The organism is Pseudomonas sp. R1-6 (assembly GCF_051132115.1).
In the GTDB taxonomy this organism is placed as follows: Bacteria; Pseudomonadota; Gammaproteobacteria; order Pseudomonadales; family Pseudomonadaceae; genus Aquipseudomonas.
In genome coordinates, this window is the sequence record NZ_CP071662.1 from 1,638,105 (window position 1) to 1,659,181 (window position 21,077).

At 61.0% G+C, this 21,077-nt stretch carries 22 protein-coding genes; all 22 read left to right on the top strand.

The window, feature by feature from the left end:
* Positions 1-149 precede the first annotated feature (149 nt).
* Positions 150-476 carry a flagellar hook-basal body complex protein FliE gene (fliE, locus tag J3P81_RS07655; protein WP_003184044.1) on the top strand — a complete coding sequence of 109 codons (327 nt, stop codon included), beginning with the start codon at positions 150-152 and terminating at the stop codon, positions 474-476.
* A gap of 15 nt (positions 477-491) precedes the next feature.
* Positions 492-2,276, top strand: coding sequence for a flagellar basal-body MS-ring/collar protein FliF (gene fliF, locus J3P81_RS07660; RefSeq protein WP_258648065.1), 1,785 nt, complete (start codon positions 492-494; stop codon positions 2,274-2,276).
* Positions 2,269-3,288 (top strand): flagellar motor switch protein FliG, encoded by a 1,020-nt coding sequence (gene fliG, locus J3P81_RS07665; RefSeq protein WP_007958288.1) that lies wholly within the window; start codon positions 2,269-2,271, stop codon positions 3,286-3,288. The genes fliF and fliG overlap by 8 nt, the downstream gene beginning before the upstream one ends.
* Positions 3,289-3,295: 7 nt before the next feature.
* The gene (fliH, locus tag J3P81_RS07670; protein WP_434563008.1) at positions 3,296-4,126 is read left to right on the top strand and encodes a flagellar assembly protein FliH; all 831 of its coding nucleotides are present in this window, start codon (positions 3,296-3,298) and stop codon (positions 4,124-4,126) included.
* Entirely contained in the window at positions 4,116-5,474 is a 1,359-nt protein-coding gene (gene fliI / locus J3P81_RS07675; protein WP_420767378.1) for a flagellar protein export ATPase FliI, read from the top strand. Before fliH ends, fliI begins: the two co-directional genes overlap by 11 nt.
* Positions 5,475-5,480: 6 nt before the next feature.
* Complete coding sequence (fliJ, locus tag J3P81_RS07680; protein ID WP_003184033.1) at positions 5,481-5,930, top strand: flagellar export protein FliJ; 450 nt, start codon at positions 5,481-5,483, stop codon at positions 5,928-5,930.
* A 102-nt stretch (positions 5,931-6,032) separates the two neighbouring features.
* Positions 6,033-6,338, top strand: a complete 306-nt coding sequence (locus J3P81_RS07685) for an STAS domain-containing protein (protein WP_258648063.1) — start codon at positions 6,033-6,035, stop codon at positions 6,336-6,338.
* A gap of 5 nt (positions 6,339-6,343) precedes the next feature.
* Entirely contained in the window at positions 6,344-8,050 is a 1,707-nt protein-coding gene (locus tag J3P81_RS07690) for an ATP-binding SpoIIE family protein phosphatase (protein WP_434563010.1), read from the top strand.
* Between the two features lie 31 nt (positions 8,051-8,081).
* Entirely contained in the window at positions 8,082-8,426 is a 345-nt protein-coding gene (locus tag J3P81_RS07695; RefSeq protein ID WP_434563012.1) for an Hpt domain-containing protein, read from the top strand.
* Between the two features lie 85 nt (positions 8,427-8,511).
* Positions 8,512-9,879, top strand: a complete 1,368-nt coding sequence (locus J3P81_RS07700) for a flagellar hook-length control protein FliK (RefSeq protein ID WP_434563014.1) — start codon at positions 8,512-8,514, stop codon at positions 9,877-9,879.
* Between the two features lie 218 nt (positions 9,880-10,097).
* Positions 10,098-10,601, top strand: coding sequence for a flagellar basal body-associated protein FliL (gene fliL / locus J3P81_RS07705; protein ID WP_420767373.1), 504 nt, complete (start codon positions 10,098-10,100; stop codon positions 10,599-10,601).
* Positions 10,602-10,610: 9 nt separating this feature from the next.
* The gene (gene fliM, locus J3P81_RS07710; protein ID WP_003184019.1) at positions 10,611-11,579 is read left to right on the top strand and encodes a flagellar motor switch protein FliM; all 969 of its coding nucleotides are present in this window, start codon (positions 10,611-10,613) and stop codon (positions 11,577-11,579) included.
* A gap of 59 nt (positions 11,580-11,638) precedes the next feature.
* Positions 11,639-12,097 carry a flagellar motor switch protein FliN gene (gene fliN / locus J3P81_RS07715; RefSeq protein WP_420767372.1) on the top strand — a complete coding sequence of 153 codons (459 nt, stop codon included), beginning with the start codon at positions 11,639-11,641 and terminating at the stop codon, positions 12,095-12,097.
* Positions 12,098-12,535, top strand: coding sequence for a flagellar biosynthetic protein FliO (fliO, locus tag J3P81_RS07720; RefSeq protein ID WP_420767371.1), 438 nt, complete (start codon positions 12,098-12,100; stop codon positions 12,533-12,535).
* Positions 12,535-13,284: a flagellar type III secretion system pore protein FliP gene (gene fliP, locus J3P81_RS07725; protein WP_434563016.1), complete on the top strand. Its 750-nt coding sequence runs from the start codon at positions 12,535-12,537 to the stop codon at positions 13,282-13,284. Before fliO ends, fliP begins: the two co-directional genes overlap by 1 nt.
* 23 nt (positions 13,285-13,307) lie before the next feature.
* Complete coding sequence (gene fliQ, locus J3P81_RS07730; protein WP_003184009.1) at positions 13,308-13,577, top strand: flagellar biosynthesis protein FliQ; 270 nt, start codon at positions 13,308-13,310, stop codon at positions 13,575-13,577.
* Between the two features lie 2 nt (positions 13,578-13,579).
* Positions 13,580-14,362 (top strand): flagellar biosynthetic protein FliR, encoded by a 783-nt coding sequence (fliR, locus tag J3P81_RS07735; RefSeq protein WP_420767369.1) that lies wholly within the window; start codon positions 13,580-13,582, stop codon positions 14,360-14,362.
* A 3-nt stretch (positions 14,363-14,365) separates the two neighbouring features.
* Entirely contained in the window at positions 14,366-15,502 is a 1,137-nt protein-coding gene (gene flhB / locus J3P81_RS07740; protein ID WP_420767368.1) for a flagellar biosynthesis protein FlhB, read from the top strand.
* A gap of 233 nt (positions 15,503-15,735) precedes the next feature.
* Positions 15,736-17,865 (top strand): flagellar biosynthesis protein FlhA, encoded by a 2,130-nt coding sequence (flhA, locus tag J3P81_RS07745; RefSeq protein WP_434564087.1) that lies wholly within the window; start codon positions 15,736-15,738, stop codon positions 17,863-17,865.
* Between the two features lie 11 nt (positions 17,866-17,876).
* Positions 17,877-19,226: a flagellar biosynthesis protein FlhF gene (gene flhF / locus J3P81_RS07750; protein ID WP_420767366.1), complete on the top strand. Its 1,350-nt coding sequence runs from the start codon at positions 17,877-17,879 to the stop codon at positions 19,224-19,226.
* A gap of 116 nt (positions 19,227-19,342) precedes the next feature.
* The gene (gene fleN, locus J3P81_RS07755; RefSeq protein ID WP_003184001.1) at positions 19,343-20,173 is read left to right on the top strand and encodes a flagellar synthesis regulator FleN; all 831 of its coding nucleotides are present in this window, start codon (positions 19,343-19,345) and stop codon (positions 20,171-20,173) included.
* Positions 20,170-20,913, top strand: coding sequence for an RNA polymerase sigma factor FliA (gene fliA, locus J3P81_RS07760; RefSeq protein ID WP_003184000.1), 744 nt, complete (start codon positions 20,170-20,172; stop codon positions 20,911-20,913). The genes fleN and fliA overlap by 4 nt, the downstream gene beginning before the upstream one ends.
* The last annotated feature ends 164 nt before the right edge of the window (positions 20,914-21,077 follow it).

Genomic DNA, 21,077 nt, shown 5'->3' on the forward strand with positions numbered 1-21,077 from the left:
TCGCGAGCAGGCTCGCTCCCACATGAGTCCGGATGAGCTCGCGCATGCATTTGTTTTTTACGGCCATCGAGCTGGCACCCTTGTTGCTAACACCTACGTACCCGCTGAGTAAGTGTCAAAAAAATGCGGGCCGCCAGAGAGAATAGACCATGAGCCAAGGTATTGAATTTAATCGATTGATGTTGGACATGCGGTCCATGCAAATGGACGCCATGGCCCAGCCGAAATCGGTAGCGGTCCCCCAGGTGGGTGGCAGCAGCTTTTCCGACATGCTCGGTCAGGCCGTCAATAAAGTGAACGATACCCAGCAGGCTTCGAACCAGTTGGCCAGTGCTTTCGAGATTGGTAAAAGTGGCGTCGACCTGACGGATGTAATGATCTCTTCGCAGAAAGCCAGTGTCTCGTTTCAGGCGTTGACCCAGGTACGTAACAAACTGGTTCAAGCCTACCAAGACATCATGCAGATGCCGGTCTAAGGAAACTATTGAGTCATGGCAGAAGCAGCCGTTGATAACGTTCCAGCCAAGGCCACTCCGGTAGACGGCAAACCGCCGTTGTTCGGTCTGTCTTTCCTGGAAAACCTCTCCGAGATGACCATGCTGCGTCAGGTTGGCCTGTTGGTCGGCCTGGCTGCCAGCGTGGCGATTGGTTTCGCCGTCGTGTTGTGGTCCCAGCAGCCAGACTACCGTCCGTTGTACGGTAGCCTGGAAGGCATGGACGCCAAGCAGGTCATGGAAACCCTGGCTTCTGCCGACATTCCCTACACCGTTGAACCCAATTCTGGCGCCTTGCTGGTCAAGGCCGACGACGTGGCGCGCGCGCGCCTCAAGCTCGCTGCCGCTGGCGTGACACCGACCGATGGCAACATCGGTTTCGAGATTCTGGACAAGGACCAGGGCCTGGGCACCAGCCAGTTCATGGAAGCGACTCGTTATCGTCGCGGCCTGGAAGGCGAACTGGCGCGCACCATCTCCAGCCTCAACAACGTCAAGGCTGCCCGTGTGCACTTGGCGATCCCGAAAAGCTCGGTGTTCGTGCGCGATGAGCGCAAGCCGAGTGCTTCGGTACTGGTTGAACTGTATTCCGGCCGCTCCCTGGAGCCAGGCCAGGTCGTTGCCATCATCAACCTGGTGGCGACCAGCGTTCCCGAACTGAGCAAGTCGCAAATCACCGTGGTCGACCAGAAGGGCAACCTGCTGTCCGACCAGGCGGAAAACTCCGAACTGACCATGGCCGGCAAGCAATACGATTACAGCCGCCGCATGGAAGGCATGTTCACCCAGCGGGTGCATAACATCCTGCAACCTATCCTGGGCAATGGCCGCTACAAGGCCGAAGTCTCGGCGGACGTGGATTTCAGTGCGGTCGAATCGACCTCCGAGCAATTCAACCCGGATCAACCCGCGTTGCGCAGCGAGCAGTCGGTGAACGAGCAGCGTACCGCCAGCAATGGACCGCAAGGCGTGCCGGGTGCCCTGAGCAACCAGCCGCCGTCGCCGGCCAGCGCGCCGCAAACCACCGGTGGCGCCACCGCCGCCGCGGGCATGGTGCAGCCCGGCCAGCCGCTGATCGATGCCAATGGCCAACAGATCATGGACCCGGCCACCGGCCAGCCGATGCTCGCGCCGTACCCGGCCGACAAGCGTCAACAATCCACCAAGAACTTCGAGCTCGACCGTTCCATCAGCCACACCAAGCAGCAGCAGGGCCGTTTGAATCGCCTGTCGGTCGCCGTCGTCGTGGACGATCAGGTCAAGATCAACCCGGCCAACGGCGAAACCAGCCGCGCGCCGTGGAGCGCCGACGAATTGGCGCGCTTCACTCGCCTGGTGCAGGACGCCGTTGGTTTCGACGCCAGCCGTGGCGACAGCGTCAGCGTGATCAACGTGCCGTTCTCCCTGGAGCGCGGTGAAGAAATCGCCGACATTCCGTTTTATTCGCAACCCTGGTTCTGGGATGTGGTCAAGCAAGTATTGGGTGTGTTGTTCATCCTGATACTGGTATTCGGCGTGTTGCGCCCGGTGCTGAACAACATCACCGGTGGCGGCAAGAACAAGCAGTTGGCAGGCTTGGGCGATGTAGAGCTGGGAGGCATGGGCGGCCTGGATGGCGAATTGGCCAACGATCGCGTCAGCCTCGGCGGGCCGCAGAGCATCCTGCTGCCAAGCCCGAGCGAAGGCTACGACGCTCAGTTGAACGCCATCAAGAGTCTGGTGGCAGAAGATCCGGGTCGTGTGGCCCAGGTCGTGAAAGAGTGGATTAACGCAGATGAGTGATAATCGAGCCGCTGTTGCCAAATTGTCCCGGGTCGACAAAGCCGCGATCCTGCTGCTGTCCCTGGGTTCGACCGACGCCGCCCAAGTGCTGCGTCACATGGGGCCCAAAGAGGTCCAGCGCGTTGGCGTGGCCATGGCCCAGATGGGCAATGTCCATCGCGAGCAGGTCGAGCAGGTCATGAGCGAGTTCGTCGACATCGTCGGCGACCAGACCAGCCTGGGCGTCGGTTCCGACGACTACGTGCGCAAGATGCTCACCCAGGCCCTGGGCGAGGACAAGGCCAACGGCCTGATCGACCGGATTCTGCTGGGTGGCAACACCAGCGGCCTGGACAGCCTCAAGTGGATGGAGCCGCGCGCGGTTGCCGACGTGATCCGTTACGAACACCCCCAGATCCAGGCGATCGTGGTGGCGTACCTCGACCCGGACCAGGCCGGCGAAGTGCTGGGCAACTTCGACCATAAGGTTCGCCTCGATATCATCCTGCGTGTGTCGTCGTTGAACACCGTGCAGCCGGCGGCCCTGAAAGAACTGAACCAGATTCTCGAGAAGCAGTTCTCGGGCAACTCCAATGCCTCGCGCACCACCTTGGGCGGTATCAAACGCGCGGCGGACATCATGAACTTCCTCGACAGTTCGATCGAGGGTCAACTGATGGACTCGATTCGCGAAGTCGACGAAGACCTGTCCGGTCAGATCGAAGACCTCATGTTCGTGTTCAACAACCTGGCCGATGTCGACGATCGTGGTATCCAGGCTCTGTTGCGCGAAGTGTCCTCCGACGTCCTGGTCCTGGCCCTCAAGGGTTCGGACGAAGGCGTCAAGGAGAAGATCTTCAAGAACATGTCCAAACGAGCGGCCGAATTGTTGCGCGACGACCTCGAGGCCAAGGGCCCGGTGCGCGTCAGCGACGTGGAAACCGCACAGAAGGAAATCCTCACCATCGCCCGCCGTATGGCCGAAGCCGGAGAAATCGTGCTCGGTGGCAAGGGCGGCGAAGAGATGATCTAAGGTCGTTATGTCTGCCAAGAGTGATGATGCACCCAGCGACCTGATCCGCGCCCGGGACGTCGGAGGTTTCGACGTCTGGTCGCTGCCCAGTTTCGACCCCTTCGTGCCCGAGCCCGAGCCGGAGCCGGTGGAAGAACTGCCGGAGATGGAGGAGGTGCCGCTGGAAGAAGTCCAGCCACTGACCCTCGAAGAAGTCGAGAGCATTCGTCAAGAGGCCTACAACGAAGGCTTCGCCATTGGCGAAAAAGAAGGTTTCCACAGCACGACGATCAAGGTTCGCCAGGAAGCCGACGTGGCGCTGACGGCGAAGCTGCGTGCGTTGGAATCACTGATGCTCAATCTGTTCGAGCCCATCGCCGAGCAGGACACCCAGATCGAAAAGTCATTGGTCGGGCTGGTGCAGCACATCACCCGCCAAGTGATCCAGCGCGAGCTGGCGATCGATTCGAGCCAGATCGAACACGTCATGCGCGAAGCCCTCAAGCTGCTGCCGCTGGGCGTGGGCAACGTGCGGCTGTACATCAATCCTCAGGACTTCGAACTGGTGAAGGCCCTGCGCGAGCGCCACGAGGAAACCTGGCGCATCGTCGAGGACGAGTCCCTGCTGCCGGGCGGTTGCCGCGTAGAAACCGAGCACAGCCGCATCGACGCGACAATCGAGACGCGCATCAGCCAGATCATGGCGAAACTCTTTGACCAACTGCACGAACAGGCCCTGCATCCGGCTCCGGCCGACCTCAGCCTGGATCTGCCGGACGAACCCAAGGCCGCTGTCATCATCGATCCGGACGGTGACGAACCGCTTGTTGGCGCAACGGACAGCCGCGATGCGCCTTGAGCGAACCAGCTTTGGCAAGCGCCTGGGCAGCTACGCCGAGGCCACCGAACTGGCCGGCCAACCGATCCTGGAAGGTCGCCTGCTGCGTATGGTCGGCCTGACCCTTGAAGCGGAAGGCTTGCGTGCCGCCATGGGCAGTCGTTGCCTGGTGATCAACGATGACAGTTATCACCCGGTGCAGGTCGAAGCCGAGGTCATGGGTTTCTCCGGCAGCAAGGTGTTCCTGATGCCGGTGGGCAGTGTCGCCGGCATCGCCCCGGGTGCCCGCGTGGTACCGCTGGCCGATACCGGTCGCCTGCCCATGGGCATGAGCATGCTCGGCCGGGTGCTGGATGGCGCTGGACGGGCCCTGGACGGCAAGGGCGGTATGAAGGCTGAAGATTGGGTGCCGATGGATGGCCCGACGATCAACCCGCTCAAGCGCGACCCCATCAGCGTACCGCTGGACGTGGGCATTCGTTGCATCAACGGTTTGTTGACGGTTGGACGCGGCCAGCGCCTGGGCCTGTTCGCCGGTACTGGTGTGGGCAAGAGTGTGCTGCTGGGCATGATGACCCGCTTTACCGAAGCCGACATCATCGTGGTGGGCTTGATCGGCGAGCGGGGTCGCGAGGTGAAGGAATTCATCGAGCACATCCTCGGCGAAGAAGGGCTCAAACGTTCCGTGGTCGTGGCTTCGCCGGCGGACGATGCGCCATTGATGCGGCTGCGTGCCGCCATGTACTGCACGCGTATCGCTGAATATTTTCGCGACAAGGGCAAGAATGTCCTGTTGCTGATGGACTCACTGACCCGTTTCGCCCAGGCCCAGCGGGAAATCGCCCTGGCCATCGGCGAACCTCCGGCGACCAAAGGGTATCCGCCTTCAGTCTTCGCCAAGCTGCCGAAATTGGTGGAACGCGCCGGAAACGCGGAGAAGGGCGGTGGCTCCATCACCGCGTTCTACACCGTGCTGTCCGAGGGCGACGACCAGCAGGATCCGATCGCCGACTCGGCCCGTGGTGTGCTCGACGGCCATATCGTATTGTCCCGGCGTCTGGCGGAAGAAGGACATTACCCCGCCATCGACATCGAAGCGTCGATCAGCCGGGTCATGCCATCGGTGATCAGCCCCGAGCACATGAAGCGGGCGCAACAGTTCAAGCAGTACTGGTCCCGTTACCAGCAGAGTCGCGACCTGATCAGCGTAGGTGCCTATGTGCCTGGCGGCGATCGCGAAACCGACACGGCCATCAACCTCTATCCGGCCATGGCGGTGTATCTGCGCCAGGCGCTGAATGACAGCATCGGCATGGGCGCCAGCGAAGCGCACCTGCAAACCATTTTCGCCCCAGTCTCCGGCACGTAACCGATCATGGCCACGAGTCGTGCGGCGCGCCTGGCACCGGTGGTGGACATGGCGGAAAAGGCTGAGAAAACCGCTGTACAGCGGTTGGCGTATTTCCAGGGGCAAGTGGCTGTTGCTGAAAGCAAGCTGGCTGACCTGGAGAATTTTCGTCTGGAATACCAGGAACAGTGGATTGCCCGTGGCAGCCACGGCGTTTCCGGGCAGTGGTTGTTGGGTTACCAGGGGTTCCTGGCGCAATTGGGCACCGCCATCGATCAGCAGCGCCAAAGCCTGGTCTGGCACCAGAACAATCTCGAGAAGGCTCGCCAGAGTTGGCAGGAAGCGTTCGCCCGAGTCGAGGGGCTGCGCAAGCTGGTACAGCGTTACATCGACGAGGCGCGGCAATTGGAGGATAAGCGTGAGCAGAAACTGCTGGATGAATTGTCCCAGCGCTTGCCGCGCCAGGACCCGTATTGATATTGGCGGTAGAGTTTTGTCGGGCAGGCGATTTGAAACCTTGCTCAGACCTCTACCAGGTGCTAAACCTTGTACACGTATGTCCACGACAAGGAAGTGAATATGTCTGTCGTTACCGAAGTATCTCCTGATGGGCAAAAACTGACGATCTCGATCAAGGGCCGCTTCGATTTTGGCCGGCATCAGGAGTTTCGTGAGTCCTATGAAAAGCTCAACACGAAACCCGAGTCCATCGTGGTGGATCTGAAAGAGGCCACTTACCTAGATAGCTCTGCCTTGGGCATGCTCCTGCTGTTGCGTGACCATGCCGGTGGCGACGAATCGGATATCCGCGTCGTCAACAGCAGCAGCGACGTCAAGAAAATCCTCGCGATTTCCAATTTCGACAAGCTGTTCGATATCAGTTGATCGCCATGCAATCGTCGCCGGAGCCGCTGACGATCCTGATTGCCGAAGACAGCGCCGCCGACCGACTGCTGTTGTCGACCATTGTTCGTCGCCAGGGGCACCACGTGCTCACCGCCGCCGATGGCGCCGAGGCGGTCGACGTCTATCTGGAGCAGCGTCCTCATCTTGTGCTGATGGACGCGATGATGCCGGTCATGGATGGCTTCGAAGCGGCGCAGAAGATCAAGCAATTGGCCGGGGATCAGTTGGTCCCGATCATTTTCCTCACCTCTTTGACCGAAAGCGAAGGGCTCGCCCGATGCCTTGAGGCCGGTGGGGATGACTTCCTGGCGAAACCCTATAACCAAGTCATCCTGGCTGCGAAAATCAAGGCCATGGACCGCTTGCGTCGGTTGCAGGCCACGGTGGTCGAGCAGCGCGACCAGATCGCCCGACACCACGATTACCTTCTCAATGAGCAGCGGGTCGCCAAGGCCGTGTTCGACAAGATTGCCCACTCCGGTTGCCTGAGCGCGCCGAATATCCGTTATCTGCAATCACCTTATGCCTTGTTCAACGGCGACTTGCTGCTGGCTGCGTTCAACCCGGCCGGCGACATGCATATCCTGCTCGGCGATTTTACCGGGCACGGCCTGCCGGCGGCGGTCGGCGCGATGCCGCTGGCGGAAGTGTTCTACGGGATGACGGCCAAAGGTTATGGCCTGGCGCAGATCCTGCGGGAGATGAATGCCAAGCTCAAGCGCATCCTGCCGGTGGATATGTTCTGTTGCGCGACGCTGTTATGCATGAGTTTCCAGCGCTGCACCGTGGAAGTCTGGAATGGCGGCATGCCTGACGGGTATCTTCACGACAGCCTCAGTGGCGTGCGCACGCCGTTGCCGGCGCGGCACTTGCCGCTGGGTGTGCTGACGCCCCAGTTGTTCGACGATCGCACCGAGGTCCACTCGCTGTCGGTGGGTGATCGGGTCTTCCTGTTGTCCGACGGAGTGATAGAAACCAGCGACCACGATGATCAACCGTTTGGCGTGGAGCGGTTGCAGCAGGTGTTCTCGGCCAACCGCGAACCCGACCGTCTCTTCGAGGATATCCAGCAAGCCTTGCGGGATTTTCGCGGTGAGGCCCGTGATGACTTCAGCATGGTCGAGGTGCGGCTGGTCGCGCCGACGCAACTCAACCCGCCGCCACCGGTCTATTCCGATAGCGGCCAGTCCAGTCCGCTGGATTGGTCGTTGAGTTTCGAATTCCGCGCGCAAACACTCAAGCGCTTCAACCCGATGCCTTACCTGCTGCAATTATTGTTGGAGGTCCACGGGCTAAGGGCGCAGAGTGGAGCACTATACAACGTGTTGTCGGAGCTTTATTCCAACGCCCTGGAACACGGGGTGCTGGGGCTCGACTCCAGCCTGAAGCGTGATGCGACCGGTTTTGCTCGTTACTATCAGGAGCGCGGCGCGCGTCTGGACAAGCTGGACGATGGTCACGTGCGGGTGCATCTGCACGTCACGCCCCAGGGCGACGGTGGCAGACTAATCATTGAAGTCGAAGACAGCGGAAAGGGCTTCGATGTCGCCAAGGTGTTGGCGCGGCCGCTGGACCGGGATCGATTGTCTGGGCGCGGCGTGAGCCTGGTGCGCCAACTCTGTCATCAGGCCTCCTGGTCCGACGATGGTCGTAGTGCGCGCGTGGAGTTTTTCTGGGAGGCTCTGTCATAATCGGGGCCATTCTTGATCAGGGAGCGAACAAGTGAACGAAATTCATCTGGATCTCGACGTGCTGAGCACGTTGAAGGAAGTCATGGAGGACGGGTATCCGGAGCTGTTGGATACTTTCCTCAAGGATTCCGAAGCCCGCCTTCGTGTACTGCACGAGGCGAGGGACGCGCAAATGCTCAGCGCTACTGCCCATAGCTTCAAGGGCAGCAGCGGCAACATGGGCGCCATTCGCCTGGCCGAGCTGTGTGGTGAGCTGGAGCAGCGTGCCAAGGAGCCGTCACTGCGCGGTATCGAGAGCCTGGTAAACGAAATCGATAGCGAATTCGCTCACGTTCGTACGCTTTGTCGAGAAGAGCGCGAAAGCTTTCACTGCTGAAGCATCCCGTTTGCTTCATTGGCCCGCCCCTTGCATTGCCCTGTCTCAACTGCATCTATGATTCCAGTGCAGCGGAGACCATCTTATGCCCGTTACACCCAACACACTGCTCCAGGCCACCGCCCAGGCCAAGCCGCAGGCCGCCGTCAATCCACTGGCAGCTGGTCCGGACGCCGAGAACAGAGCCTCCAGCTTCGCCCAGGTCTTCGCCAAGCAGGCACCCGTCAAATCACCGGCGGTGCCTGAGCCATCGGCAAAACCGGTGCGCGACAAGACCGCCGACAATGCCGCCAAGAAGGACGCGGGCAGCGATACTGCCGCTCCGGAGCCGGCTGTTGCCGATAGCGGCAAACCCTTGCCCGCCGACAAGCCGACCACTGCCGGCAGCAAGACGGCGGATGATGCCGACAGCGATGCGCCAGAAACGCCCGTAGCGGATGCCGCGCCTGTCGATCCGACGCTGGACCCTGCGTTGTTGCCGGGCACCGTTATTCCAGAGGGCGTCGCTGAGGCGCAGCCTGCTCCCGTGGTGCCTACGATCGAGGCCCAAGTCACTGCGGCGGTAGCGGCTCCCGTTGCCCCGAGTGTGGCGGCCAATGCCTCGGCGCCGGTGACGGACCCGGAGTTCGACCCGCAGGCCGATCCGCTCGACGCACTACCGGCGTTGCGGTTGGCGATGGAGCAGAGCGGCCACGTGTCCGCTTCCAGCCAGGCGCAGTCCAAGACCGCTGCGCCGGCGTCTCTCGATGGTGAGCCGACTTCGGCCCAGACGTTCGCCGCCGGTATGGCGAGCATGCTCACCGTGCAAGCCGACCAGGACAGCACCGGTGCCGGCAGCCAGGGGGGGGACAAGGCGTTCAGTGGCCTGATCAGCGAAGGCCTCAAGGATCTGACGGCCGCTTCCAGCGATACGCGCGTGGATGACTTTGCCAACCGCCTGGCGGCATTGACCCAGGCCGCCACACCGAAAACCGCCAACGCGGTGCCGGTCAATCAGCCCATCGCCATGAACCAGGGCGGCTGGACCGAGGAGGTGGTCAACCGGGTGATGTACTTGTCGAGCGCCAATCTCAAGGCGGCGGACATCCAGTTGCAACCGGCCGAGCTCGGACGCCTGGATATTCGGGTGAACATGATTCCAGACCAGCAGACCCAGGTGACCTTCATGAGCGCCCACTCAGGCGTGCGCGAAGCCCTCGAAGGCCAGATGCATCGTCTGCGTGACAGTTTCGCCCAGCAGGGAATGGGGCAGGTCGACGTCAGCGTGTCGGATCAATCCCGTGGCTCGCAGAACCAGGATCAACAGGCCCAGCAGCAAGCCCAGGCTGGACGCACCACGTCCTCCGGCGGCCGAGTTGACTCGCTGGATGAAGAGGTGCCGGCCAGCGTTGCCGAAGTGGCGGCCAGCACCACCAGCGTCATTGGCACCAGCGCGGTCGATTACTACGCCTGATTCAACGCATTAACCTTGTGGGAGCGAGCTGGCTCGCGATAACGATGGATCAGTCACCTGCAACGGTGGCTGAAAAACCGGCGTCGCGAGCAAGTTCGCTCCCATAATGGTTTAGGGTGTTCTCGAAATTGCGTCGACCATCGTTTCTCTTCTGGCATAACACTTGCTCCAGCCTAGCCATGCAACAGTGAACCCCCGATTAACGACGGATTATTGGCATGGCGAAGAGCGAAGCAGCAGCTGTAAAAGACCCCGCAACCAAAGGCAAACTCAAGATGATCATCCTGATCGTGGTGGGCTTGCTCCTGGCCGTGGGCGTGTCCGTGGGGGCGACCTGGTATTTCATGCACAACGCCCAGAGCAAGCCGGCCGAGGCGGTGGAAGCTGCTCCGGTGGGCAAGCAGCCAGCGGTTTTCGAGCCGATGGCCCCGGCCTTCGTCGCCAACTACACCCAGAACGGTCGTCAGCGCTACATGCAGGTGAGCATTACCTTGCTGGGGCGCAACCAGGCCGACCTGGAAGCGTTGCGTGTACACATGCCGCTGATTCGCAATAATCTGGTGATGCTGTTTTCCGGACAGAGTTTCGACACCCTGGCCACTCCGGTGGGCCAGGAAATGCTGCGTCAGAAAGCCACGGCCAGCGTGCAGGAAGTGGCCCAGAAAGAACTCGGCAAAGTGGTGATCGAACAGTTGCTCTTCACTAACTTCGTATTGCAGTAGGAACACGACATGGCCGTGCAGGACTTGTTGTCCCAGGACGAAATCGACGCGCTGTTGCACGGTGTCGACGACGGCCTGGTGCAGACCGAAAACGCTGCTGAACCGGGCAGCGTCAAAAGCTACGACCTGACCAGCCAGGATCGCATCGTTCGTGGACGCATGCCGACCCTGGAAATGATCAACGAGCGTTTCGCCCGATACACCCGCATCAGCATGTTCAACATGCTGCGCCGCTCGGCCGACGTGGCCGTGGGTGGCGTGCAGGTGATGAAATTCGGCGAATACGTGCATTCGCTGTACGTGCCCACCAGCCTCAATCTGGTGAAGATCAAGCCGCTGCGTGGCACGGCATTGTTCATCCTCGACGCCAAGCTGGTGTTCAAGTTGGTGGACAACTTCTTCGGCGGCGACGGTCGTCACGCCAAGATCGAAGGTCGCGAATTCACACCGACCGAACTGCGTGTCGTGCGCATGGTGCTGGAGCAGGCTTTCGTCGATTTGAAGGAAGCTTGGCAGGCGATCATGGAAGTGAATTTCGAGTACATCAACTCGGAAGTGAACCCGGCGATGGCCAACATCGTCGGCCCAAGCGAAGCCATTGTCGTCTCGACGTTCCACATCGAGCTCGATGGGGGTGGCGGCGACTTGCACGTGACCATGCCGTATTCGATGATCGAGCCGGTGCGTGAAATGCTCGACGCCGGTTTCCAGTCGGACCTCGACGACCAGGACGAGCGCTGGATCAACGCCTTGCGCCAGGACGTGCTGGATGTCGACGTGCCGATCGGCGCGACGGTCGCCCGACGCCAGCTACGATTGCGGGACATCCTGCACATGCAGCCGGGGGATATCATCCCCGTCGAAATGCCGGAAGACATGATCATGCGCGCCAATGGCGTGCCGGCCTTCAAGGTCAAGATGGGCTCTCACAAAGGCAACCTGGCGTTACAGGTGATTGAGCCGATCGAACGCCGCTGAGCGGTGTCAACTTCTTAAGTTTTGGTTTTTAACCGATTTTTGCCCGCCGAGGAAACATGATGGCTGACGATATGAATACCCAGGATGACCAGGCGCTGGCCGATGAGTGGGCTGCGGCCCTGGAAGAAACCGGCGATGCCGGGCAGGCAGACATCGATGCATTGCTGGCGGCTGACACAGGCAACCATGGGTCCAACCGCTTGCAAATGGAAGAATTCGGCAGCGTGCCGAAAAGCAACGAACAAGTGACGCTCGACGGTCCCAACCTGGACGTGATCCTCGACATCCCGGTGTCGATCTCCATGGAAGTGGGCAGCACCGACATCAACATCCGCAACTTGCTGCAGCTCAACCAAGGCTCGGTGATCGAGCTGGATCGCCTGGCCGGTGAGCCGCTGGATGTGTTGGTCAACGGCACCCTGATCGCCCATGGCGAAGTGGTTGTGGTCAACGAGAAGTTCGGCATTCGCCTGACGGACGTGATCAGCCCGAGCGAACGCATCAAGAAGCTGCGCTGAATGAAAGGCTTTCTCACCGCAGCCCTGATGCTGCCGTTCAGTGTTCTGGCAGCCGAGCCGGTGGCCACGGCTGCCGTTGCGCCGGCGAGTGGCAGCGGCATGGCCGGGCAACTGGCGCAACTGGTGCTGGGCCTGCTGGTGGTGCTCGGGTTGATTTTCTTCCTGGCGTGGATGCTGCGACGCGTTCAGCAGGCGGGGCCTGCCGGCAAAGGGCAGGTCATCGACATTGTCGGTTCCCGCGCGCTGGGGCCACGGGATCGGCTGGTGCTGGTGCAGGTCGGCACCGAGCAGATCCTGCTCGGCCTGAGTCCTGGCAGCATCACTGCGCTGCATGTCCTGAAGGAACCGGTGCAGGTGCCGGTCACGGAGCAGGCCACGCCCGAGTTTGCCCAACGGCTCATGGAACTGCTGGGAAAAGACCAAAAGGATAAAAAGTAATGCCGTTGCGCATTCTCTTGGCGTTGGCCCTGATGCTGGCCGCGCCGTTGGCGTACTCCGCCGACCCGCTGTCGATCCCTGCGATCACCTTGGGCACCAACGCCGAAGGGGCACAGGAATACTCGGTCAGCTTGCAGATCCTGCTGATCATGACCGCGCTGAGTTTCATCCCGGCGTTCGTCATGCTGATGACCAGTTTCACCCGGATCATCATCGTCTTTTCGATCTTGCGCCAGGCCCTTGGCCTGCAACAGACGCCGTCGAACCAGATCCTCACCGGCATGGCGCTGTTCCTGACCCTGTTCATCATGGCGCCGGTGTTCGACCGGGTGAACCAGGACGCGCTGCAACCCTATCTGGCGGAAACCCTCAGCGCCCAGGATGCCGTGGCCAGGGCCCAGGTGCCGATCAAGGATTTCATGCTCGCCCAGACCCGCAGCAGCGACCTGGAGCTGTTCATGCGCCTGTCCAAACGCACCGACATTGCCAGCCCCGACCAGGCGCCGTTGACCATCCTGGTGCCAGCGTTCGTGACCTCCGAGCTCAAGACCGCCTTCCAGATCGGTTTCATGATTTTCATCCCGTTCCTGATCATCGACCTGGTGGTCGCCAGTATCCTCATGGCCATGGGCATGATGATGTTGTCGCCGCTGATCATTTCGCTGCCATTCAAGATCATGCTGTTCGTGCTGGTGGATGGCTGGGCGTTGATCATCGGCACCCTGGCGGGCAGTTTCGGCGGTGTTTAGACCTCTCACGCGGGTAGTACGATATGACGCCTGAAGTAGCGGTAGACCTGTTCCGCGAGGCCCTCTGGCTGACCACCATGATGGTGGCCATCCTGGTGATCCCGAGCCTGCTGGTTGGCTTGCTCGTGGCGATGTTCCAGGCCGCCACGCAGATCAACGAGCAGACCCTGAGTTTCCTGCCGCGCCTGCTGGTGATGCTGGTCACGCTGATCGTCGCCGGCCCCTGGCTGGTGCAAACCTTCATGGAATACATCCTGCAGTTGTACGGCAGTATTCCGCAGTTGATCGGCTGACGATGTCGATGCTCGCGCTGACGGATACCCAGATCAGTACCTGGGTGGCGTCGTTCATCCTGCCGTTGTTTCGTGTCACGGCCGTGCTGATGAGCATGCCGGTCTTCGGCACGACCTTGGTGCCGGGTCGTGTGCGCCTGTATTTCGCCCTGGCGATTACGGTGGTCATCGCCCCCGGGCTGCCGCCCATGCCGCCGGTCAACGCCCTGGACCTCACCGCGTTGATGCTGGTGGCCGAACAGATCCTCATAGGCGCCTTGCTGGGCTTTTCGCTGCAGTTGTTTTTCCAGGCATTCGTGGTGGCCGGGCAAATCATCTCGATCCAGATGGGCATGGCGTTCGCCTCGATGATCGACCCCACCAACGGCGTGAACACTGCCGTTATCGGGCAGTTCCTGACGATGCTGGTGACGTTGCTGTTCCTCGCCATGAACGGGCATCTGGTGGTGTTCGAAGTATTGACGGAGAGCTTCACCACATTGCCGGTAGGCAGCGCGATGCTGGTCAATCATTTCTGGGACATTGCCAGCAAGCTTGGCTGGGTCCTCGGCGCGGCGATGGTACTGGTGTTGCCGGCGATTACCGCGCTGCTGGTGGTCAACATCGCCTTCGGCGTGATGACCCGGGCGGCGCCTCAGTTGAACATCTTTTCCATCGGCTTCCCGCTGACCCTCGTGCTGGGCATGGTGATTTTCTGGGTCAGCCTGGGGGACATTCTCAATCAGTATCAGCCGTTGGCCACCCAGGCCTTGCAGCTGTTACGCGACATGGCACAGGCGCGCTGAACCATGGCCGAGAGCGAAAGCGGTCAGGATAAAACAGAAGACCCCACCGAGAAACGCAAGAAGCAATCCCGGGAAAAGGGCGAGATTGCCCGTTCCAAGGAGCTCAACACCCTGGCGATCATGCTCGCCGGTGCCGGTGGCTTGCTGATTTACGGTGGCGGACTGGCGTTGGATCTGCTGGAAATCATGCGGTTGAATTTTTCCTTGCCTCGCGAGGTATTGCTCACGCCGGGCGCTATGACGCAGTACCTGTTGCATTCGGGCAAGATCGCGATGCTTGCAATGCAACCGGTGCTCATTTTTCTGCTGTTGGCGGCTTTCATCGGCCCGATTTCCCTGGGCGGATGGCTGTTCGCCGCCGGTAGCCTGGCACCGAAGTTCAGCCGGATGAATCCGGCCGCCGGTATCAAGCGCATGTTTTCCACCACGGCGTTGATGGAACTGCTCAAGGCTTTCGGAAAATTTCTTCTGGTGTTGTTCGTCGCGCTGGCGGTGTTGCAGGCCGATATCGACGATCTGCTGCGCATTGCCCATGAGCCGCTGGAGCAAGCCATCATCCATAGCGTGCAGTTGGTCGGCTGGAGCACCTTGTGGATGGCTTGCGGGCTGATCCTCATCGCCGCCATCGACGTGCCGATCCAGCTCTACCAGAGCAAGCAGAAATTGATGATGACCAAGCAGGAGGTGCGCGACGAGTACAAGGACTCGGAGGGCAAGCCGGAGGTCAAGCAGCGGATCCGCCAGTTGCAGCGCGAGGTTTCCCAGCGGCGGATGATGGCGGCGATTCCCGACGCCGACGTGGTCATCACCAACCCGACTCACTATGCCGTCGCGCTCAAGTACGATCCCGACAAGGGCAATGCGCCGGTCCTGCTGGCCAAGGGCAGCGATTTCCTGGCGTTGAAGATTCGCGAGATCGCCGTCGCCAACGAAGTGATGCTGCTCGAATCTCCGGCATTGGCGCGGTCGATCTACTACTCCACCGAGCTTGACCAGGAAATCCCGGGAGGCTTGTACCTCGCCGTCGCCCAGGTGCTGGCCTACGTCTACCAGATCCGCCAGCACCGCGCCGGCAAGGGCAAGCGGCCAGAACCGCTCAAGGACCTGCCCATCCCGCCGGATTTGCGCCGCGATTCCTGATTCCTGATGATGCGAAGCCTTTGTGGGAGCGAGCCTGCTCGCGAATGCGATAGTTCAGTCGCTACAAATGTTGACTGACAATCCGCAATCGCGAGCAGGCTCGCTCCCACAAGGTTGACGTGCGCCAGGCCGCTCTATTTCAGCCTCTCGCGAAAGTTGGAAAGCTTCTTGCAATACCCCGCCTGCGCCCCTTCCGGGCGTCAAAAGTTTGCTTCCAGGAACGGGGAATATTGGTGGATCGCTCTCAGTTACTCAGCACCGCGCGCAGCAACGTCGTAGACCTCAGCAGGGGCAATCTGGGCGTGCCGCTGTTGCTGCTGGTCCTGCTCGCCATGATGATGCTGCCGGTACCGCCGTTCCTGCTGGACGTGTTCTTCACGTTCAACCTCGCCTTGTCGATCGTGGTGCTGCTGGTGTGCGTATACGCCCTGCGCCCATTGGACTTCGCCGTCTTCCCGACCATCCTGCTGGTGGCGACGCTGTTGCGCCTGGCGCTGAACGTGGCGTCCACCCGGGTGGTGATGATTCACGGTCACGAGGGGCACCAGGCCGCCGGTAAGGTGATCCAGGCCTTCGGCGAAGTGGTGATCGGCGGCAACTACGTGGTCGGTATCGTGGTCTTTGCGATCTTGATGATCATTAACTTCGTCGTGGTGACCAAGGGTGCCGGGCGGATTTCCGAGGTGAGCGCGCGTTTCACCCTCGACGCGATGCCTGGCAAGCAGATGGCGATCGACGCCGACCTCAATGCCGGCTTGATCGACCAGAGCCAGGCCAAGCTGCGCCGTCTCGAAGTAGCCCAGGAAGCCGAGTTCTACGGGTCCATGGACGGTGCGAGTAAGTTTGTCCGCGGCGACGCCATCGCCGGCCTGCTGATCCTGTTCATCAACCTGATTGGCGGCATGGCCGTCGGTATCTTCCAGCACGGCATGGCTTTCGGCGACGCCGGCAAGGTCTACGCGTTGCTGACCATCGGTGACGGTTTGGTGGCGCAATTGCCATCACTGTTGTTATCCACAGCGGCGGCGATCATGGTGACCCGTGCTTCGGGCTCCGAAGACATGGGCAAGCAGATCAATCGCCAGATGTTCGCGTCGCCCAAGGCCCTGGCCGTGGCGGCCGGCCTGATGGCGGTGATGGGTCTCGTGCCGGGAATGCCGCACTTTTCTTTCCTGAGCATGGCGGCCTTGGCCGCGGGTGGCGCGTACCTGTTCTGGAAGAAGCAGAACGTGCAGAAGGTCCAGGCGCTGGAAGAGGTCAAGCGCCAGCAGGAACTGCTGCCGTCGCCAGCGCGTGCCATGGAAACCAAGGAATTGGGTTGGGATGACGTGACGCCGATCGACATGATCGGCCTGGAAGTCGGCTACCGCTTGATTCCATTGGTCGATCGCAACCAGGGCGGCCAATTGCTGGCGCGGATCAAGGGCGTGCGCAAGAAGCTGTCCCAGGATCTGGGCTTCCTCATGCCCACCGTCCACATTCGCGACAACCTCGACCTGGCGCCGAGCGCCTATCGCTTGACGCTCATGGGCGTGATCCTGGCGGAAGCCGAGATCTACCCGGACCGCGAGCTGGCGATCAACCCAGGGCAGGTCTACGGTTCGCTCAACGGCATTACCGCCAAGGATCCGGCTTTCGGCCTGGAAGCGGTGTGGATCGAAATCAGCCAGCGGGCCCAGGCCCAGTCCCTCGGTTATACCGTGGTAGACGCGAGCACGGTCGTGGCGACCCACTTGAACCAGATTCTCTACAAGCACTCCAGCGAGCTGATCGGTCACGAAGAAGTCCAGCAACTGCTGCAAGTACTGGCCAAAGGCTCGCCGAAACTGGCTGAAGAATTGGTGCCGGGCGTGGTTTCGTTGTCCCAATTGCTCAAGGTGTTGCAGGCGCTGCTGGCCGAACAGGTTCCGGTGCGCGACATACGCAGCATTGCCGAAGCGATCGCCAACAACGCTTCGAAGAGTCAAGATACCGCCGCTCTGGTGGCTGCGGTGCGGGTCGGCGTATCCCGCGCAATCGTCCAAAGCATTGTAGGCACTGAGTCTGAGCTGCCTGTGATCACTCTGGAACCAAGGTTGGAACAGATATTGCTCAATAGTCTGCAGAAGGCAGGACAAGGCTCGGAAGAGGGTGTTCTGCTGGAGCCAAGCATGGCCGAGAAGCTGCAGCGTTCGCTGATCGAAGCAGCCCAGCGGCAAGAGATGCAAGGCCAACCGGTGATCCTGCTGGTGGCCGGTCCGGTTCGCGCGATGCTTTCGCGGTTCGGGCGCCTCGCGGTCCCGGGGCTGCATGTGCTGGCGTACCAGGAAATACCGGACAACAAGCAAGTGACCATCGTTGCGACAGTAGGGCCCAACGGCTGAGGTAGTGGTTTATGCAAGTGAAGCGTTTTTTCGCCGCCGATATGCGTCAGGCCATGAAACTGGTTCGTGACGAGCTGGGCGCTGAAGCAGCCATCATCGGCAACCGTCGTATCGCCGGCGGTGTCGAGCTGACGGCGGCCCTGGACTACAAATTGTCGGCGCTGGCCCCTCGCGTTCCGAACATGGAGCTCGAGGACGAGCTGCGCAAGACTCAGTCGCGCATCGCCAGCGCCCAGGCCGAATTGAGCCTGCGCAGCAGCGAAGGCTCGGCCAGCGCGGGCACCAATCGTCAATTGTTCGCCGGCCAGCCACTGACCGCAGGCCTGCCGCTGACCGCTGCCGAACCGCTGATCGAGCCGACGCCGGCCGAACCGCGTCGTCCGGCACCGGCACCCGTTGCCGCAGCCGCGGGCGTTGATCCCCGTGCCCTGGACTCGATGCGCTTCGAACTCAACAGCCTGCGCGAGCTGATGGAAGTCCAGCTCGGCTCGCTGGCCTGGAACCAACTGCAAGGCAGCCGTCCGGCCCAGGCCAACCTGTGGCGTCGCCTGCAACGCATTGGCCTGTCCGGCCCGCTGGCGCGCGACCTGCTGGCATTGATCAGCGACATCGACGAGCCTCGCCAGGCCTGGCGCATGCTGCTGGCGCACCTGGCGCGGATGATCGCCACGCCGGAAGTCGAGCCACTGGAAGAGGGCGGAGTAATCGCCATGGTCGGCCCGGCCGGCATGGGCAAGACCACCACTCTGGCCAAGCTCGCGGCCCGTTATGTACTCAAGTACGGTGCCCAGAGTATCGCCCTGGTGAGCATGGACAGTTTCCGCATCGGTGCCCAGGAGCAACTCAAGACCTTGGGCCGGATCCTCAATGTGTCGGTGACCCATGTGGATCCGGGCCAATCCCTGGCCCAAGCGCTGGAACCGCTGATGCGCAAGCGCGTCGTACTGATCGACACCGCCGGCCTGCAAGCCAGCGATCCGGCCCTGCGCATGCAGCTGGAAAGCCTGGCCGGGCGTGGCATCAAGTCAAAAAATTATCTCGTGTTGGCAACCACCAGCCAGAAACAGGTTCTAACCGCCGCATACCACAGTTACAAACGCTGCGGGCTGGCCGGCTGCATCCTGACTAAGCTGGACGAAACGGCAAGCCTGGGCGAGGTGTTGAGCCTGGCGATCGGTCATGAACTACCGGTGGCCTACCTGACCGACGGGCCGCGGATCCCGGATGATTTGCATCTGCCGCGCCGTCATCAACTGGTCAGTCGTGCCGTGAGTGTGCAAATGCAGGAAGAACCCAGCGAAGAAGCCATGGCTGACATGTTCGCTGATATCTACCACAGCCCGACCAAGCAGGTTGGCTGAGGTATTAATGAATATTTTTTGTACCTACATCGATGGTCTGCCATGCATTGTTCCGTATGTGAACGCGCAGCCAGTAATGTGGCCTCCGTCTAAGTAAGACAAGGTAAAGAACGAACATGGGCAGCATGCATCCCGTACAGGTGATCGCGGTGACCGGCGGCAAAGGTGGCGTCGGGAAGACTAACGTGTCAGTGAACTTGTCCCTGGCTCTGGCAGAGCTTGGCCGACGGGTCATGCTGCTGGACGCCGACCTGGGCCTGGCGAACGTCGACGTGCTGCTAGGGCTCACACCCAAGCGCACGCTGGCGGACGTGATCGAAGGGCGCTGTGAATTGCGCGACGTGCTGTTGCAAGGCCCCGGCGGGATTCGCATCGTGCCGGCCGCCTCCGGCACCCAGAGCATGGTTCACCTGACCCCGGCGCAGCACGCCGGCCTGATCCAGGCCTTCAGCGACATCGGTGACAACCTCGATGTGCTGGTGATTGACACGGCTGCCGGTATCGGTGACTCGGTGGTCAGTTTCGTGCGCGCCGCCCAGGAAGTGTTGCTGGTGGTCTGCGACGAACCGACGTCGATCACCGACGCCTACGCGCTGATCAAACTGCTTAACCGCGACTATGGCATGAACCGCTTTCGCGTCCTGGCCAACATGGCCCAAAGCCCACAGGAAGGACGCAACCTGTTCGCCAAGTTGACCAAGGTCACGGATCGCTTCCTGGACGTCGCCCTGCAATACGTCGGCGCAGTGCCTTACGACGAAAGCGTACGCAAGGCTGTCCAGAAGCAACGTGCCGTTTATGAAGCTTTTCCTCGTTCCAAATGCGCCCTGGCGTTCAAGGCGATCGCCCAGAAGGTCGACACCTGGCCGCTGCCGGCCAACCCACGTGGGCATCTGGAATTTTTCGTCGAGCGTCTCGTGCAACAAACAGCAGGGCCCGTGTTATGACAGCCAGCGGTTACAACCATCTCTACAAAAAATCGGCACGGGACGCCCAGTACGAATTGATCGAGCGTTACGCGCCACTGGTCAAGCGCATCGCCTACCACTTGCTGGCGCGTTTGCCGGCCAGTGTCCAGGTCGAGGACTTGATCCAGGCGGGCATGATCGGCCTGCTCGAAGTGTCGAATAAATACGACGCGAGCAAGGGCGCCAGTTTCGAGACATACGCCGGTATCCGTATCCGCGGGGCGATGCTCGATGAGGTCCGCAAGGGCGACTGGGCGCCGCGTTCGGTGCATCGCAACACCCGCATGGTCAGCGACGCGATTCGTGCGATTGAAGCGAAAACCGGGCGAGACGCTAAAGATCACGAGGTTGCGGCCGAACTCCAGTTGAGTCTCGATGATTATTACGGGATTTTGAACGATACCTTGGGCAGTCGCCTGTTCAGTTTCGACGACCTGTTGCAGGACGGCGAACACGAAGGGCTGCACGAGGACGGCGCGAGTGCTCACATGGAGCCGTCGCGCGACCTGGAAGATGAACGTTTCCAGAGCGCCCTGGCGGATGCGATTGCCAATTTGCCGGAGCGTGAGCGACTGGTCTTGGCGCTGTACTACGACGAAGAGCTGAACCTCAAGGAAATCGGTGAAGTCCTGGGGGTCAGCGAATCGCGGGTCAGCCAGTTACATAGCCAGTGCGCGGCCCGCTTGCGGGGGCGTTTGGGGGAGTGGCGAGCGCGCTGACGAGCAGTGTGGGGACGCTGCGAGCGGGGCTGGCATGGCGTATGCCGGGCCAGTCTCCATCCGTTGTGCTCCATACCGTTGTCGAGTGTTGTGCCGGATTGATTGAAATGGCGCGTCCAGGTGCTGGGCGCGTTTAAGATTGCTTGGAGGTCGAATTGGACAAG